The following is a 17,395-nucleotide window of genomic DNA, read 5'->3' on the forward strand; positions in this document are numbered from 1 at the left end:
TAGGAGTGCAAAAGTATGAAAAGATGGTTACTTGGTCTGTTGGTCTTGCTTTGTATGGTTTCAATGGTAGCTTGCAGCAAGTCTGCTCCCTCACTAGAGGGTGAATGGCAGGCACAAGATGCCTTAAAGAAGGATTATACGATTGTCTTCAAGAAAGATAAGGTCAAGATTGGTGAGCAGGATTATAACTATACAGTGGATGGTCCCAAGTCTAAAGATGACTTTACCTATTATTCGCTAAAAGTAAAAGATCAGGGAAAAGAAACGTCTTATACATTATTTTTCCCAACTAAATCCAAAGAGGTTGCTCTTTTTCTACAACCAAATGATGAGAAAGAACCCATTAAGGGTCAAATGCTCTTTGCACTTAATAAAAAAGACAAACCAGACTATTATAGCTATGTCAAAAAGTATCTGAAATAGTAGGAGAAGAATTAGCCTAGCGCTGATTCTTTTCTTTTTGGAATTATATGTTTCAATTTTCAGAATATTTTGTTATAATAGCAACATATTAGTCAAAGGAGAACTATCATGGCAAAAACTATTCATACTGATAAAGCACCAGCAGCAATCGGACCTTATGTTCAAGGTAAAATCGTAGGCAATCTTTTGTTTGCTTCTGGTCAAGTGCCATTGTCACCAGAAACAGGTGAAATCATTGGTGAAACAATTCAAGAACAAACAGAACAAGTTCTTAAAAATGTTGGTGCTATTTTGGCAGAAGCAGGTACAGACTTTGATCACGTTGTTAAAACAACTTGCTTCCTAAGTGACATTAACGATTTCGTTCCATTTAATGAAGTGTATGCAACTGCCTTTACATCTGATTTCCCTGCACGTTCTGCGGTAGAAGTGGCACGTTTGCCAAAAGATGTTAAAATTGAAATCGAAGTTATCGCTGAGATTGATTAATGAAGAGAGCCTTGGCTCTTTTCTTTTTTTCTCAACTATGATAGACTATTAAGGATAAATCATTTTCGATGTTTGGGAGACACCATCGCTAAAAAAAACCATTACTGGCGTTTTTTGGCTCCCCCAAGGGGCCTTTTTATGTGTCTCAGACATCACGAATAAAGAGGAATATTATGAAACGTCAATCAGCTTTGGTCGTCTTTAGTGGCGGTCAAGATTCTACTACTTGCCTATTTTGGGCTCTTAAACATTATGAAACAGTTGAATTAGTTACTTTTGCTTATGGCCAACGTCATAGCTTGGAAATTGAAGTAGCTAAAGAGATTGCGCAAGAGCAAGGGCTTAAACACCATGTTTTGGATATGTCTTTGCTTGGTCAAATCACTGAAAATGCGTTAACATCTGATATTGAGATTGAGGCAGAAGAAGGTGAAGTTCCTAATACCTTTGTGGACGGGCGTAATCATCTTTTCCTTTCTTTTGCAGCTATTCTAGCTAAGCAACGTGGTATTACTGATATTGTTACGGGTGTTTGTGAGACAGACTTTTCTGGTTATCCAGACTGTCGTGATGTTTTTGTCAAATCGCTTAATGTCACACTTAATCTTGCCATGGCCTATGATTTTGTTATCCAAACCCCTCTCATGTGGTTAGATAAGGCTGAGACTTGGGCTTTGGCTGACCAACTTGGAGCTTTTGACTATGTTCGTGAAAAAACGCTAACTTGCTATAACGGTATTATTGGAACTGGTTGCGGGGAATGCCCTGCCTGTCACTTGCGTCAAAAAGGTCTTGAAAAATATCTAGCAGAAAGAGGAGAAGCTTAATGTTCTTTGCACCGAAAGAAATCAAGAAAGAAACAGGTGAGTCCTTGGTTTATAATCCTCACCGTACAATGGTTTCTAAAGAGTTTACTTTTGATGCTGCCCACCATCTCTTTAATTACGAAGGAAAATGCAAGTCACTTCATGGCCATACCTATCATCTTCAAATTGCAGTTAGTGGCTACTTGGATGAGCGTGGCATGACCTACGATTTTGGTGACCTTAAGCGCATTTATAAGGATCATTTGGAACCTCAGTTAGATCACCGTTATCTCAATGAGACTCTGCCTTATATGAATACAACTGCGGAAAATATGGTTTTCTGGATTTTCCAGACGACGAGTCAACATCTGCCAGAGGAGAGAGGACTTCGTTTGGAATATGTGCGTCTTTATGAAACACCAACAGCCTTCGCAGAGTTTAGACGGGAGTGGTTGGATGACTAGAGAACGTGTACTCAAACTGCCAGTGCTTGAAATTTTCGGACCGACTTTTCAAGGGGAAGGCCGAGCTATCGGTCAAAAGACCATGTTTGTAAGGACAGCAGGATGTGATTACCATTGTGATTGGTGTGATTCTGCCTTTACTTGGGATGGGTCAGAGAAGCCAACACGTATGACAGCTGATGAAGTTATTGAGGCTTTAGATGCGCTAGGAACTTATGACTATGTTACTCTGTCTGGAGGAAACCCAGCTCTTTTAGCGGCAAATATGGCTGAACTCGTTTCAAAACTCAAGGCTAGAGGAGTGACTTTGGCCGTTGAAACTCAGGGTTCTCGCTGGCAGGAGTGGCTCAAGGATATTGATCAAGTAACCTTAAGTCCTAAACCACCATCATCCAAGATGGAAGTCAATATGGAAACCCTTGACTTTATTGTTTCACAACTTGATCCTGATAAAGTTACCTTCAAAGTTCCTGTTTTTGACGATGATGATTTAGCCTTTGCTAAAATGATTCAGGAACGTTATCAGCCAGATGTCATGTTTCTTTCGGCTGGTAATCCTGAACCGAAAGCAGAAGGTAATATTGTCCAACATCAATTAGATCGCCTCAAAGAGCTCTGGGAGACAGTAGCTGCTGATGACTCGTGGGGAAATGTGCGTGTTCTCCCTCAGCTTCATACCCTACTCTACGATAATGAGCGCGGTGTCTAATCTTCACATTCTATAAGCTTAGAATTGATAGTATTTTTACTTTTTTAATGATTAACATTAGAAATTTAGATTAAAAATTGACCATATAAAGGTCTAGAAAAATTAACAACAAAGGAAGAAAAATGTCACAACAAGAAGAAATGAAAAACCTCACTCTCCTTGGTAATAAGGAGACACCTTATATTTTTGAATACTCTCCACAAGTCTTGGAGTCTTTTGATAATCGTCATACTGATAATGATTACTTTATCAAATTCAACTGTCCAGAATTTACATCACTTTGTCCTATTACTGGGCAACCTGATTTTGCAAGTATTTATATTTCTTATATTCCAGACCAGCTCTGCGTTGAGTCTAAATCTCTAAAGCTTTATCTCTTTAGTTACCGTAATCACGGAGACTTCCATGAAAACTGTATTAATACCATTGGTAAAGATTTAGTGAAACTTTTGAACCCTCGTTACTTAGAAGTTTGGGGTAAATTTACACCTCGTGGTGGTATTTCGATTGACCCTTATTATAATTACGGTCGTCCTGAAACAAAGTATGAGAAGATGGCCGAGCAACGTCTCTTTAATCACGATCTTTACCCAGAAAATATTGATAATCGTTAATGTTACGCTAAAAGTCCTTATACAAATAGAGGGCTTTTTTGTTTAAACACTTGCCTTTAAGCCCTAAAAGAGGTCCGCCTAACCGTTTTTCACAAAGAAAGTTAGGTCTTTGTTAGTCTTCTATTGGTTTAGTCTGAGAAACTTCTATTATTAAAATAATTTGACAATAGAAGTTTTATTTCTTACAATTAAAGTGTAAATGGAAATGTAAGCGATTGCTTATAAAAGGTATATTTTTTTAAAAGGGGAAAAGACAATGAGAAAGAGTTTACGATTATTTTCATGTGCTGTCCTAGGGGCAGCTATTTTAGCACCAACGGTAGTTGGCAACAATCATGCACAGGCCGATAGTTATTATGGACGTGGTTATTCTAATAACTATAGTTATAACTCATGGTATAACAACTATTATCCAAACTATGGTTATAACTACGGCTACAATGGCTATTATCCAGGCTATACTTACAATTATGGCTATAACTACGGTTACAATAATTACTATCCAAACTATAACTATGGCTATAATTATAACTATAATTATGGCTATAACAACTATAATCCTGGTTACAACAACTACAACGAATCAGGTACTTACCGCTATAGCAATGGTTATTTGTACTACATTTTGAGTGATGGTAGCTACTATGTTAACTATAACGGTCGTTGGGTTCGTGGTGGTGACTATAATAACAACAATAGTGGTTCTAACAATACACCAACGACAGGTTATGAGGTTTTGAGAAATGACCCTCACTACCGTTATGAAAATGGTACTCACTATTATTTGAAAGATAATGGCGATTATTACTATTATTCAAATGGTAAGTGGGTGCTTGTTAAGGCTTCAAGCACAGATTCTGAAGCTCCAACAACTTCAACTGTAGATTCAACGTCATCAGCAACTTCAGAAGCACCATCAACAGTTGATTCAACTTCGTCTGCAAGCTCAGAAGTAGCTTCAACTGTTGACTCAACTTCGTCTGCAAGTTCAGAAGCAGCGTCAACTGTAGATTCAACTTCGTCTGCAAGTTCAGAAGTAGCTTCAACTGTAGATTCAACTTCGTCTGCAAGTTCAGAAGCAGCGTCAACTGTAGATTCAACTTCGTCTGCAAGTTCAGAAGTAGCTTCAACTGGTAACTCAAGTTCGACTGTAACTTCTGAATCTTCTTCAACAGCAACTTCAGAGACAGGTTCAACATCAGAAACAAGTTCTGAAGCTCCTGAACTTGAAAAACCACCATATGCGCCTGAAACAAACATTGACTATGATAAGTTGCCAAAACCAACATTGCCACCAACAGATTATCGCATGCACTCAGACCCACGATTTGTAGATGACAACGGTACGTATTACTACCGTGTCGCAATGACTGATGAGGAAAATGCGCGTGGTATCGATGGTTATTACAAATGGGTTGATGGTAAGTGGAAACTCTACAATGGTACTGCCAATGATGACCCTGAGCTTGATCCAGATTTCCATAAACCAGCAGGAAACGACGAATACATGTACGATGACAACGCATCAAGTGTTAAGTTGTATTCTGAAAATGTAGTTGGTACTGGTAAAGCGGGAGAAGCTCTTCCATTCCAAAATGTGGATGAATTCAAAGACTATGTCATTAATAATCTTGCTCCAAAATTCATAGACAATGCTGGCTGGGATTGTAATGTAACTTGGGAAATTGAAGATGTTGACAACTTCAACGCTTCTAAGGGCAGTGCTTGGGCACGTGACTATGTGATTACAGCTAATCTCAAGAGCGGTGTTGACGACAAAAAATATAGTGATGTTGAATTTGGTTATGTTAAATTTGTTTATCATGTAGAACCAACTGAAAATTCTGATTATGTTGAAGTTGATTCAGCTAAGGCTGCCTTTAATGAAATCAATGCTCAACGTACAGCTGCCGGTTTACCAGCGCTTACATGGTCTGATGATCTTTACAATAGCACAACTCTTCCACATGCCAAAGATATTTCACATACTTACAACAGTGACGGTATTGTTTACCGTCGTGAATCTGATGGTTCAGTTGTTGCAAATAAATGGTTGAGCAGTGGTATTCGTGAACTTCTCATGAGTCCAGATGCTACTCAAGCTGCAGTGGCTTGTGTTGTCGCAGGTGATGGTACTTACTACTGGACTTTGAATTACCAATAAGAAGATGTTAAATTAATTGTCCCAATAATGGAGGAGTCTGAGGTTAGTCTTGGACTCTTTTCCTTTATCTATTGAACGTTTAAGCTTTCAATATGGTATAATAGAGCCTAGAAAGAAGGCGAAAATATGCAGGTTAAGAGAGTTCAGGATTATATCTCTAAAGAGTGGTTCGATGAAACCGATGGCTCCTATTTTGAACGACTAAATAGTCGTTTGCAGGTGCTTTTGAAAAAAGATTACCCTGATTTACAAGGACATGATTTCATTAGTAATATTAGCCTTTTGGATTATAGGTTAGTTTTTCTCGACGAGATTATCGCAAATGCTAATGAGAAAAATGAGCACGTGCGTGAAACAGTTCATGATGTGACCAAGAGTTTGCTCTACGAGGACCAGGATGTCCAGAAACAATTGGATAGTCGAATTACTTTTGGACAGAAAGTGGCGGATGAAGTGGCCAGATTTGGTGGATCTTGGACTTTTATCTTGTCATTCATTGCTTTCATGGCTATTTGGATGGGGCTAAATGTCATCCAACCCTTTGGGATTGCCTTTGATAAGTATCCTTTTATTCTGTTGAATCTGGCCTTGTCCACTCTAGCTGCCGTTCAGGCACCATTGATTATGATGAGTCAGAATCGGGCATCGGATTACGATCGATTGCAAGCACGAAATGACTATAACGTCAATAAACAATCAAAGGAAGAAATCCGACTTTTACATGAAAAAATTGATCACTTGGTGCAACAAGACCAATCAGATTTGCTTACTATTCAAAAATTGCAGACAGAAATGATTATGGGGGTTAGCCAACAAGTTGAAAAAATGTCAGACGATATTCGTGTCTTGAAAGAAGAAAGACTAGAAAGGGAGTCTCATGGGAACGAAAAAAATTAATTTAGTTGTTGTAACAGGGATGAGCGGAGCAGGTAAGACTGTAGCGATTCAATCCTTTGAGGATATTGGATACTTCACTATTGATAATATGCCACCTTCTTTGGTACCAAAGGTTATCGAATTGGTAAAACATAGTGAAGAGACAGATAAGATTGCTCTTGTCGTTGATATGCGAAGTCGCTTGTTCTTCGATGAAATCAACGATATTTTGGATAAATTAGAAAGCAATGAGGAACTTAATTTCAAGATTCTTTTCTTGGACGCTACGGATGGTGAATTGGTTTCTCGTTACAAAGAGACACGTCGTAGTCACCCACTGGCGGCAGATGGCCGTGTTTTGGATGGCATCAAGTTAGAGCGTGAGCTTTTGTCACCGCTTAAGAGTTTGAGTCAAAACGTAGTTGATACGACAGAATTGACTCCGCGCCAACTTCGTAAGGCTATTTCTGAACAGTTTTCATCTGAGCAAGACCAATCTTCTTTCCGTATTGAAGTTTTGAGCTTTGGTTTTAAATATGGACTGCCATTGGATGCAGATCTGGTTTTTGATGTCCGTTTTTTGCCAAACCCTTATTATGATCCTGCCCTTCGTAACCTCACAGGTTTGGATAAAGAGGTTTTTGATTACGTCATGAAGCATACGGAATCAGAAGACTTTTACAATCATTTGACACAGCTTATTAAACCAATCTTACCTGGCTACAAAAAAGAAGGTAAGTCTGTTCTTACTATTGCTGTTGGGTGTACGGGTGGTCAACACCGTAGTGTAGCTTTTGCACATCGTCTAGCCCAAGATTTAAAAAATGATTGGACAGTCAATGAAACACATCGTGATAAGGATCGACGTAAGGAGACGGTGAATCGTTCATGAAAAAACCAAGAATTACAGTAATAGGTGGGGGAACTGGTATTCCAGTCATTCTTCGTAGTTTACGTCATAAGGATGTTGATATCACTGCTGTGGTAACTGTAGCTGATGATGGCGGTTCTTCAGGAGATTTGCGTGATATCATGCAACTGACACCTCCAGGGGATTTGCGTAATGTTTTGGTTGCTATGAGTGATATGCCTAAACTTTATGAAAGAGTTTTTCAATATCGTTTTGATAAAACCGATGGCGCTTTGGCCGGTCATCCACTTGGAAATCTAATCATCGCTGGAATTTCTGAAATGCAGGGATCTACCTATAATGCCATGCAGCTTCTGACGAAGTTTTTCCACGTCACAGGTAAGATTTATCCTGCCAGTGAGACTGCCTTGACGCTTCATGCTGTTTTTCAAGATGGTCATGAAGTAGCAGGTGAGAGTAGTATTGCTCAGTACGATGGCATGATTGAGCGCGTTTATGTGACCAATACCTATAATGATGAAGAGCCTAAGGCCAGTCGTAAGGTTGTTGATGCTATTATGAATAGTGATATGATTGTTTTAGGTCCTGGGTCTCTCTATACATCGATTTTGCCCAACCTGGTGATACCAGAGATTCGTCAGGCTCTTATTGAGACCAAGGCTGATGTCACATACATTTGTAATATTATGACGCAGTACGGAGAAACTGAGCAATTCTCAGATGCCGACCATGTGGCTGTTCTTAATCGTCATCTTGGCTCCGATGTGATTGACAATGTCTTAGTTAATATCAAGAAAGTGCCTAAGGAATACATGGCAAGTAATAAATTTGATGAATACCTTGTTCAGGTTGAGCATGATTTTGAGGGCTTACGTCGTGAAGCAAAGACAGTTGTGTCTTCTAATTTTTTGCGACTTGAAAATGGTGGTGCCTTCCACCATGGTGACTTGGTAGTGGATGAGCTCATGCATCTAGTGAGGAATAAGTCATGAGTTTCACAATTAAGGTTAAAGAAGAGATAATTGCAGCTTCAAGCAAAGACAAGGCTGAATTGTCGGCATTTATTAAGATGTCTGGTTCTGTTGGATTGACCAACCAAGGATTGACTCTTTCCATCTCAACAGAAAATGCAAAGATTGCGCGACATATCTACCAATTAATGGAAAGTCGTTATCAGAGTAATCCTGAATTGAGACATCACAACAAGACTAATCTCAAGAAAAATCGTGTTTACACGGTTTTTGTAGCTGACCATGTCAATGATATTTTGTCCGATTTACAATTGGCGGATTCTTTCTTTGGCTTTGAAACAGGCATTGAAACATCAGTAATGGAAGATGACGAAGCTGGAAGATCCTATTTAAGAGGTGCTTTTTTGGCGACTGGAACAGTTCGTGATCCTGAAAAAGGCCGTTATCAATTAGAGATTTTTTCCGTTTACCAAGACCACGCAGAGGACTTGGCTTCTCTAATGAAAAAATTTATGCTCGATGCCAAGGTTTTGAGTCATAAAAATGGTTTTGTGACCTATCTTCAAAAAGCTGAGGATATTATGGATTTCCTCCTTGTTATTGGTGCAATGAACTCTAAGGATACCTTCGAAGAGGTCAAAATTATGCGAGAGACCAGAAATGATCTGAATCGTGCCAATAATGCGGAAACAGCTAATATTGCTAGAACGATTAGTGCTAGTATGAAAACAATTAATAATATTATCAAGATTATGGATACAGTTGGCTTGGAGATTTTACCTGTGGAGCTGCGCCAAATTGCCCAACTCCGTATTGCCAATCCAGATTACTCTATCCAGCAAATCGCAGATAGTATAGAACCTCCTCTGACCAAGAGTGGTGTCAATCATCGTCTCAGAAAAATCAATAAAATTGCGGACGATTTGTAAGTAGAAAGGAAGCTTTTATGGCTTGTACAACGATTTTAGTAGGTAAGAAAGCCTCATATGATGGCTCTACCATGATTGCACGTACTGAGGATTCTCAATCTGGCGTTTTTACGCCCAAAGAATTTCTCGTCGTGACCCCTGAAGACCAACCGCGTCACTACCAGTCTGTGCTTAGCAATTTTTCAATTGATTTGCCAGATAATCCTCTACGTTATACTTCTGTTCCAGATGCACTTGGTAAAGACGGTATCTGGGGTGAAGCTGGTATTAACTCAGCTAATGTTGCCATGAGTGCAACAGAAACAATCACCACCAATGCGCGTGTACTCGGTGCAGACCCTCTTGTTAAAGATGGTATTGGAGAAGAGGATATGTTAACATTGGTCTTGCCATATATCAAGACGGCGCGTGAAGGTGTCCTTCGTTTGGGGCAACTTCTTGAAACTTACGGAACTTACGAATCTAATGGTATTGCTTTCTCAGATACTGAAGAAATTTGGTGGCTAGAGACCATTGGTGGTCACCATTGGATTGCAAGACGTGTTCCAGATGATGCCTATGTCACTAACCCAAACCAACTTGGCATCGATCACTATGAGTTTGAAAATCCAGACGACTATTTAGCCTCACCAGACATTCGAGATTTTATTAATAAACATCACTTGGATTTGACTTATTCTAATGAACACTTTAATCCACGTTATGCTTTTGGTAGCCAACGAGATAAGGATCGTCATTATAATACACCACGTGCCTGGGCAATCCAGAAATTCTTGAACCCAGAAAAAGATTATGATCCAAAATCATTCTTTATTCCATGGTGTCAAAAACCATACCGCAAAATTACAGTTGAAGATGTTAAATATGTCTTGAGTCTTCATTACCAAGATACACCTTACGATCCTTATGGACCTCAAGGAGATGCGGTGAGTCAACGCCAATTCCGTCCAATCGGTATCAACCGTACTAGTCAAACAGCTCTCTTGCAAATGCGTCCTAACAAACCATCAGAAACGACAGGAATTCAGTGGTTAGCCTATGGATCAATGCCATTTGGTACAATGGTGCCATTCTGGACTCAAGTCGGAACAACACCTGCTTATTTCCGTCAAACAACTGATAAAGTGGATACAGGTAATTTCTACTGGAGTAATCGCTTGATTGCTGCTATCTGTGATCCTCATTTCCAACAGCATGAATCTGATTTGGATGCTTATGTAGAAACAACTATGGCTCTTGGCCATGCTATGATTAATCATGTAGATACTGCTTTAGCAAATGGTGAGAGTATTGATTTTAAAGCTGAAAATCAAAAGATTAGTGACCAGATTCAGTCAGAAACAGATAAACTATTGGCAAAAGTCTTAGATGATGCAAGTAATTTGATGACCAATCGTTTTTCTATGAGTGATTAAAGTCATCAAAAAAGCCTTTCCATAAAATTGGAAAGGTTTTTTAGTATTGTAAACATTACTTGTTTTCTTTATCCAGTTTCGAGAGGAGCTGATAAAGCGTAATAAAGAAGAAAAGATTGAGTGAAATGAGAAGGCCTGATGCCCATGGCAAATCGCTTTCTAAATTTCGAAGAGGTGAATTCCAAGCAAAGTGTGCAGCAAAAGCACCACAAGCATAAAGTATACCAATAAGACTGTATTTAGAATTAATGAGTTTTTGACGGGAACGCCATATAAGGACTAGCCCCATAGCAAGGAAGGATGTGTAAAGCCAGTGAGACGATACAGCACCAATAGTTCGACCAAGAATACCTGAAATCGTATAAGAAAAACCATCAGGCAAATCTGAAAGAATATAGGAGAAGTCTTCACTAATCTGGAAGCCCAGACCCGCCGTAATAGCGACAAGCAAGAGCCCCTTGTAACTTTTCGTTGGCACCATATAGATAGCAAAGAGAAAAGCTGCTAGTTTTAGGGGTTCCTCAACTAGGGGAGCCATAAGAGCATCCTCAAAGCGGTAGAAGAAACTCTTTGAAGAAAGATGAGCAGTCACCCAGTCGTGAGAAATGGTATTGGCATAACCAGCTATCCATCCTGTGATAAAGACTCCACCAATTAGAGCAAATATGAGAACAAGTGGTTTCACCTGCCATCTCTTGCCTAAGTACAGAATCAGAAATATTCCTGGTACGATATAACATAAGGCAATCAGTGTTGATAGTCCAATAATACCGTATGCCGAACCAGACAAAGCGCCTGAAGTGTATGATTGCGTATCATAAGTCAGGCCTATGGCTGAAAGCAATAAAAAAAGATATAGGATTAATTTTCGAAACATGTATAACCTACTTTCCAAATGATATTTCCAGTATATCAAATAATTCTTTCTCGTCGAAATATTTCATTTTTTTTTATTTTAGGACTTGCAAAATAAATGAAGTGTGATATACTTAACCAGTAAACTATTAACTGGTTAAGTATTTTGAAAGGAATATCATGAAAAAGAAACGCATTTTTGGCCTAGCAGGATTAGCAGCAGTTGTTTTAGCTGCTGGTGCAGGTATTTATTATACGACTAGTCACCACGGTTCAAAAGGAAATGGTGATTTGAAAGTTGTGACGAGCTTTTACCCTGTTTATGAATTTACCAAGCAGGTTGTAGGAGATGAGGGAGAGGTGTCTTATCTCATTCCTGCTGGAAGTGAAGCCCACGATTTCCAACCATCTACTAAGAATGTCGCTGACATTGAAAAAGCAGACACTTTTGTCTACCTAAATGAAAATATGGAAACCTGGGTTCCAAAAGTTGAAAAGTCTATCAACACAAAAAATACAAAAGTCATTAAGGCAAGTCAAGGCATGGTTCTTTTACCTGGAACAGAGGAAGAAGATCATGATCATGGTGGAGAAGAACATCACCACGAATATGATCCCCATGTTTGGCTCTCACCTAAACGTTCTCAAAAATTAGTTGAAACTATTAGAGACGGTTTGATTGCTCAGCATCCAGATAAAAAAGCAGTCTTTACAACCAATGCCGAGAAATACCTTAAAAAATTAAAGACTTTGGATAAGGAGTATACTGAAGCCTTTAGTCAAGCAAAACAGAAAAGTTTTGTTACTCAGCACGCAGCTTTTGCCTACCTTGCCTTAGATTACGGTTTGACACAGGTACCAATTTTAGGTGTTTCAGCTGAGTCCGACCCTTCTGCAAAACGTATCGCTAGCCTTTCTAAGTATGTCAAAGAATATGATATTAACTATATCTATTTTGAGGAAAATGCTTCAAGTAGTGTTGCTAAAACCTTAGCTAACGAAGTAGGAGTTAAGACAGCAGTTTTAAATCCAATTGAATCACTAACTAAGGAACAGTTGAAAAAAGGTGAAGACTATATCAGTGTTATGACTGAGAACCTAAAAAATCTTCGTTTAACAACGGACGTTGAAGGTAAAGCTATTCAACCTGAAACGGGAAGTGATGACAAGAAAACGGTTCAAAATGGTTACTTCGATGACAAAGATGTTAAAGATAGAGAACTTTCGGATTGGTCTGGTGAGTGGCAATCGGTTTATCCTTATCTTCAAGATGGTACTTTAGATCAAGTATTTGAATACAAATCTCTATTAAATAAAGATAAAACTGCACAAGAGTACAAAGAATACTACACTAAGGGCTATCAAACAGATGTTTCTAAAATTGCCATTGATGGTAAAAAGATGACCATGACTTTCATAAAGAATGATGGAAGTAGTGTGACACACACTTATCGTTATGATGGTTATAAGATTCTAACCTATGCTTCTGGTAAAAAAGGTGTTCGTTATCTCTTTACAGCAACTGATAGTCAAGCAGCAGATAACCCTTACCAGTATGTCCAATTTTCAGATCATCAAATAGATCCAACAACTTCAGCACATTTCCATATTTTCTTTGGAAATAGTAGCCAAGATGAGATTCTAAAAGAAATGGATAATTGGCCAACTTACTATCCTGGAAAACTTAGTGGCTTTGAAATTGCACAAGAAATGGTTAGCCATTAATACTAGAAATGCACTCATTCGTGAGTGTTTTTTCTTTTTTAAAAAAATCTTTCATTTCTTAAACTCTTAGAAAATTTCTAGTGTCATTAGTTTTAAACAGAAATTTAAAGCATCGTATTTTTTCTAAAAAAATCCTGTAAAAAATTAAATAATTACTACATTTTTTCATTCTTTAGTGGTACAATAATAGTACGATTTTCAGATGATCAGGAGAGACCCATGAACCAGTATTTAGTAGCGATACATTATATTCAACTGCTTCAAGCAGAACTCGATATTCTAAATCATGATGCACGCTTGCTTTTTGATTTAAAGATTGAACCAAATCTTGCTAAAAGAGAGCTTGCTGACTTGAAAGTATCCCTATCTAAATTATCTGACAAAAACCTTTATATCGAAGGTACAATCTGGTATCAGCCAAGTTTGTTTGCAATCATTGATCAAAATTTAGGGGTTATTGATGACTGGCTCAAGGAATTAGATGACTTCTTTGAATTTACCTATAGTACAACAGTTTTCACTGTTTTGAAAGAAAATGAAAATCGAAGTTACGACTTATTACTTGGTCTCTATAGCCGTCTTGAATACGTTATTTCAGAAATAAAAAATTGCCGTTAGATGACTAACGGCTTTTAGTATATAGAAAAATTAGGCTCTATTTTAAATATCAAATAATTTGACAAAATACCCAAATGTGTGTAAAATAAAATTTGAAAATACTCTAATAAAAATAACGTTAAGTTAAAGGAAAATAATAACTAAGTGAGTAAGCAGGGGTTTAAATTGGGGGATTTTGTTAAATATTATTTGGTGAGCCTTGTGTCGCTGAGCTTTTTATGTCTTATTTTGTATGGGCTATATTCTTTAAACGGGCTCATTCCTTTTTCTCTAGATGGAGCTTCAGGCCTTGAAGTTAGGCATTATTCAGGACAGACCACCTCTTCTGTAAAAAAAGATGGTGATTATAAGGTTCAGGATATTAGTGGTGAAACTAAGAGCTACAATGTAGATTTGAAAGTAACAAACGATGGGGATAAGGTTATCCAAACCTATGTCTTTGAGTATAAAAAATGATTCTATAATAAAAACTCACAGTCTTAGCCAGATTGTGAGTTTTTTAGATGTCTTTTACCAAAGTCCTAATATCTTTTGCATGAGAAGAGAAGCAAGACTAATTAATAACCAACAGACTCCTCCCACTAGAAGTGCTGAGCCTCCTTTAGTGATTAGTTTTTTGAGATTTGTTTGGAAACCGATAGCTGTCATTGCCATAATAATCATAAATTTTGAAAGGTCTTTTAATGGTGAAAAGACGGCAGGTGTTACACCGAGTGACATTGCAACAGTTGTAATCAGTGAGGCCAAAAGGAACCAAAGGATAAAGTTAGGCACTGCTTTGCTTAGCGAGAATGCTTCCTTTGTATTATCCTTTCGTGACTGCCATACAGATAGACCAAGAGTTATAGGGATGATAGCAAGTGTTCGAGTCAATTTAACAATTGTTGCTTGCTCTAGGATAGATGTTCCATGTAAGCTATCCCAAGAACTAGCTGTAGCAGTTACAGAAGAAGTATCGTTGACAGCTGTTCCAGCAAATATGGCAAAGCCTTGATTACTAAGTCCCAACCAAGATCCCAAGTGAGGAAAGATTAAAGCCGCTAAGATGTTAAAAAAGAAAATTACCGAGATTGCTGTTGCAATAGATTCATCTTTAGCCTTGATTACAGGAGCAGTTGCAGCAATAGCAGATCCCCCACAAATAGAAGAACCAACACCTACTAAAGTAGCAATTTCACTATCTAGCTTGAACACACGATGGACGACATAAGCAGTAAGCAGTGCCGTAGTAATAGTCAGTAGAATAATGGGAAGTGACGTTACGCCAACCTTAAAGACTTGAGAAAGATTTAGTCCAAATCCAAGAAGAATAACAGCGTATTGTAATACTTTTTTTGATGTAAACTGCATCCCAGTTTTGAGCTTTTCAGAGTCTGTCACTACAATGCCAAATAAGAGGCCAATGAAAAGACCAATGACAGGTCCTCCAATAATAGGAAATAAGACTCCAAGAGTCCAGGCTACAAGCGAAATAAGTATTGCAATACTTATACCAGGTAAGAATGATTTGATTTTCATTTTTCATCTCCTTAAAAATTACCCACATTGTATCTTATTATTTAGGATATGTAAAGGTGTTGTTAGGGATAGTTCTGAGGAGAAACTATCCCTATAACTTGCTAAGGAGTGTTATTTCTGATAGAATAGTATTAAAATATTATAATTGAAAATTTTATGAAGGAAGGGTTGTATGTATCGTCATTTAAAGAAGTATATGATTTTTATCGTGGGAGCTTTTGTTTGTTCGCTCTTTTTGGTTCTAGCTTTTACAACAGATAGAAAAAATGATAACAGTGTTAATGCTAAAGCTGAAGCTGCCTACAATCAAACTACGACGGCTTTTATTGATAGTATCGGAGAGACTGCGAGACAGATTGGTCAAGATTACAATATCTATGCTTCTGTTCTAATTGCTCAAGCTATTCTGGAATCAAATTCAGGTCAGTCAGGTTTGAGTCAAGCTCCTTATTACAACTTCTTTGGGATTAAGGGCTCTTATAATGGAAACTCCGTTACTATGCGTACTTGGGAAGACGATGGTACAGGGAAGACTTATGAGATTGATGAACCTTTCCGTTCTTATGGAAGTCTGAGTGATTCCCTAGCAGATTATGCTGCTTTGATGACGTCATCTACTTATGCAGGTACTTGGAAATCAAATACAAGTAGTTATGCAGATGCCACTCAGGCACTGACAGGGACTTATGCTACAGATAGTCTTTACGCTTCTAAATTAAATAGCATTATTGCATACTATGGTTTGACTGCCTACGATCAAGCTCCAGTTACCCAAGCAACTGGTTCAACAAGTGGCCTTGTTTGGAACAGCTATAGAGGCTCATACACAGATGCTGAGACCTTATCTATAGATGAGGCCTGGGCAAGCTATAAAAATTATAAATAATGATGAGAGTCGAAAGGCTCTTTTTTGTGCTTTGAATTGGATAGTTTTGGCAATAAAAAGTCCCCAACATTATGTGCTGGGGACTAACATCTATTAGTTGTCAAAAGTGACTTCTTTAACGAGGTTATCAAGGAATTTTTCCCCCATTTTAGAGAGGGTTGCCTTTTCATGCTTCAAGTAAACAATATCAATTTCATCATCAATATCAAGTGGGATAGAGACAATATTATCACCATTCAAATTACTATTTAAAATACCTGTAGCAATGGTGTAACCATCCAAGCCGATTAATAGGTTGAAGAGTGTCGCTCGGTCTGAAACTACGATAGACTTTTTATGGGGAATCTGAGAGAGAATCTCTTCAGAATAGTAGAAGGAATTATGAATCCCCTGATCATAGCTAAGGTATGGAAATTCTTCTAAATCTTCCAAAGAGACAACTTCATGCTTAGCCAATGGGTTTGACTTGCTGACAAAGATATGGGGTCTAGCTTTGAAGAGACTGGTATATGTGAGGCGGTTGTCATCAAACATCTTAGTTAAGACATCTCGATTATAGCTGTTAAGGAAGAGAACGCCGATCTCTGAACGGAAGTTCTTAACGTCCTCAATGATTTCATAAGTACGTGTTTCGCGTAAGAAGAGCTCGTAACGTGTCATATCAGCTCTCTTGAGAAGTGAGACGAAGGCATTGACAACAAAAGCGTAGTGTTGAGAGGAAACACTAAACAATTCACGTGTTTCTGTGTGACTCTTGTAGCGTTCTTCCAAGAGATTCGTTTGTTCCACTACCTGACGTGCATAAGAGAGAAATTCAACTCCATCCTTGGTTAAAGTGATTCCCTTGGGGTTACGGATAAAGATATCAATTCCCATTTCTCTTTCCAAGTCACGAACAGCATTTGAAAGACTTGGTTGCGTAATGAAAAGTTGTTTTGCAGCTTCATTCATTGAGCCGGTTTCGACGATTTTGATAATATAATGTAATTGTTGAATTCGCATAGCCTTATTATAGCATATTTTAAGGATTATTCCTTAGGATAAGAGGCAAGTAAAAGGTCT

Annotated in this window: 19 protein-coding genes; 16 read left to right on the forward strand and 3 right to left on the reverse strand. The window is 38.2% G+C overall.

What is annotated here, in order from left to right:
• Nucleotides 1-15: 15 nt before the first annotated feature.
• The 12 genes from O3670_RS01680 to O3670_RS01735 all read left to right on the forward strand — a co-directional run bounded on the left by O3670_RS01680 (nt 16) and on the right by O3670_RS01735 (nt 10,731).
• The gene (locus O3670_RS01680) at nt 16-423 is read left to right on the forward strand and encodes a hypothetical protein (RefSeq protein ID WP_022496685.1); all 408 of its coding nucleotides are present in this window, start codon (nt 16-18) and stop codon (nt 421-423) included.
• Between the two features lie 108 nt (nt 424-531).
• The gene (locus O3670_RS01685) at nt 532-912 is read left to right on the forward strand and encodes a RidA family protein (RefSeq protein ID WP_002891112.1); all 381 of its coding nucleotides are present in this window, start codon (nt 532-534) and stop codon (nt 910-912) included.
• A 173-nt stretch (nt 913-1,085) separates the two neighbouring features.
• Nucleotides 1,086-1,739 (forward strand): 7-cyano-7-deazaguanine synthase QueC, encoded by a 654-nt coding sequence (gene queC / locus O3670_RS01690; RefSeq protein ID WP_037611388.1) that lies wholly within the window; start codon nt 1,086-1,088, stop codon nt 1,737-1,739.
• Nucleotides 1,739-2,182: a 6-carboxytetrahydropterin synthase QueD gene (gene queD / locus O3670_RS01695; protein WP_037611387.1), complete on the forward strand. Its 444-nt coding sequence runs from the start codon at nt 1,739-1,741 to the stop codon at nt 2,180-2,182. The genes queC and queD overlap by 1 nt, the downstream gene beginning before the upstream one ends.
• Nucleotides 2,175-2,891 carry a 7-carboxy-7-deazaguanine synthase QueE gene (gene queE / locus O3670_RS01700; protein WP_004182409.1) on the forward strand — a complete coding sequence of 239 codons (717 nt, stop codon included), beginning with the start codon at nt 2,175-2,177 and terminating at the stop codon, nt 2,889-2,891. Before queD ends, queE begins: the two co-directional genes overlap by 8 nt.
• A gap of 122 nt (nt 2,892-3,013) precedes the next feature.
• Nucleotides 3,014-3,505, forward strand: a complete 492-nt coding sequence (gene queF, locus O3670_RS01705; RefSeq protein ID WP_037611386.1) for a preQ(1) synthase — start codon at nt 3,014-3,016, stop codon at nt 3,503-3,505.
• A 256-nt stretch (nt 3,506-3,761) separates the two neighbouring features.
• Nucleotides 3,762-5,669 carry a CAP domain-containing protein gene (locus tag O3670_RS01710; RefSeq protein ID WP_371595731.1) on the forward strand — a complete coding sequence of 636 codons (1,908 nt, stop codon included), beginning with the start codon at nt 3,762-3,764 and terminating at the stop codon, nt 5,667-5,669.
• A 126-nt stretch (nt 5,670-5,795) separates the two neighbouring features.
• Complete coding sequence (locus O3670_RS01715) at nt 5,796-6,566, forward strand: DUF1003 domain-containing protein (RefSeq protein ID WP_371595732.1); 771 nt, start codon at nt 5,796-5,798, stop codon at nt 6,564-6,566.
• Complete coding sequence (gene rapZ, locus O3670_RS01720; protein WP_037603141.1) at nt 6,547-7,437, forward strand: RNase adapter RapZ; 891 nt, start codon at nt 6,547-6,549, stop codon at nt 7,435-7,437. Before O3670_RS01715 ends, rapZ begins: the two co-directional genes overlap by 20 nt.
• Nucleotides 7,434-8,408, forward strand: coding sequence for a YvcK family protein (locus O3670_RS01725; protein ID WP_002891102.1), 975 nt, complete (start codon nt 7,434-7,436; stop codon nt 8,406-8,408). Before rapZ ends, O3670_RS01725 begins: the two co-directional genes overlap by 4 nt.
• Entirely contained in the window at nt 8,405-9,316 is a 912-nt protein-coding gene (whiA, locus tag O3670_RS01730; RefSeq protein ID WP_037603144.1) for a DNA-binding protein WhiA, read from the forward strand. The genes O3670_RS01725 and whiA overlap by 4 nt, the downstream gene beginning before the upstream one ends.
• A gap of 17 nt (nt 9,317-9,333) precedes the next feature.
• Nucleotides 9,334-10,731 (forward strand): C69 family dipeptidase, encoded by a 1,398-nt coding sequence (locus O3670_RS01735; protein WP_371595733.1) that lies wholly within the window; start codon nt 9,334-9,336, stop codon nt 10,729-10,731.
• A gap of 55 nt (nt 10,732-10,786) precedes the next feature.
• Here the strand turns inward: O3670_RS01735 and O3670_RS01740 are convergent, their stop codons facing one another.
• Nucleotides 10,787-11,608: a PrsW family glutamic-type intramembrane protease gene (locus O3670_RS01740; RefSeq protein WP_156246774.1), complete on the reverse strand. Its 822-nt coding sequence runs from the start codon at nt 11,606-11,608 to the stop codon at nt 10,787-10,789.
• Between the two features lie 158 nt (nt 11,609-11,766).
• Here O3670_RS01740 and O3670_RS01745 point away from each other — a divergent pair, with 158 nt between their 5' ends.
• From O3670_RS01745 to O3670_RS01755, 3 genes are all read left to right on the forward strand, one after another.
• Nucleotides 11,767-13,311, forward strand: coding sequence for a metal ABC transporter solute-binding protein, Zn/Mn family (locus O3670_RS01745; RefSeq protein ID WP_148512531.1), 1,545 nt, complete (start codon nt 11,767-11,769; stop codon nt 13,309-13,311).
• 219 nt (nt 13,312-13,530) lie between these two features.
• Nucleotides 13,531-13,929 (forward strand): hypothetical protein, encoded by a 399-nt coding sequence (locus O3670_RS01750; protein ID WP_004182418.1) that lies wholly within the window; start codon nt 13,531-13,533, stop codon nt 13,927-13,929.
• A 144-nt stretch (nt 13,930-14,073) separates the two neighbouring features.
• Nucleotides 14,074-14,385 (forward strand): hypothetical protein, encoded by a 312-nt coding sequence (locus O3670_RS01755; RefSeq protein WP_037603153.1) that lies wholly within the window; start codon nt 14,074-14,076, stop codon nt 14,383-14,385.
• A gap of 54 nt (nt 14,386-14,439) precedes the next feature.
• Here the strand turns inward: O3670_RS01755 and O3670_RS01760 are convergent, their stop codons facing one another.
• Nucleotides 14,440-15,447 (reverse strand): YeiH family protein, encoded by a 1,008-nt coding sequence (locus O3670_RS01760; protein ID WP_037603156.1) that lies wholly within the window; start codon nt 15,445-15,447, stop codon nt 14,440-14,442.
• Between the two features lie 172 nt (nt 15,448-15,619).
• Here O3670_RS01760 and O3670_RS01765 point away from each other — a divergent pair, with 172 nt between their 5' ends.
• Nucleotides 15,620-16,333 (forward strand): glycoside hydrolase family 73 protein, encoded by a 714-nt coding sequence (locus tag O3670_RS01765; protein WP_037603158.1) that lies wholly within the window; start codon nt 15,620-15,622, stop codon nt 16,331-16,333.
• A gap of 93 nt (nt 16,334-16,426) precedes the next feature.
• On the opposite strand, the gene O3670_RS01770 is transcribed toward O3670_RS01765, so the two are convergent.
• A complete protein-coding gene (locus O3670_RS01770) occupies nt 16,427-17,335 on the reverse strand; it encodes a LysR family transcriptional regulator (protein ID WP_014634578.1) in 909 nt (302 codons plus the stop codon).
• Nucleotides 17,336-17,395: the final 60 nt, after the last annotated feature.

Origin of the sequence: Streptococcus sp. 27098_8_74, from assembly GCF_041431705.1 — a bacterium.
GTDB classification, from domain to species: domain Bacteria; phylum Bacillota; class Bacilli; order Lactobacillales; family Streptococcaceae; genus Streptococcus; species Streptococcus salivarius_E.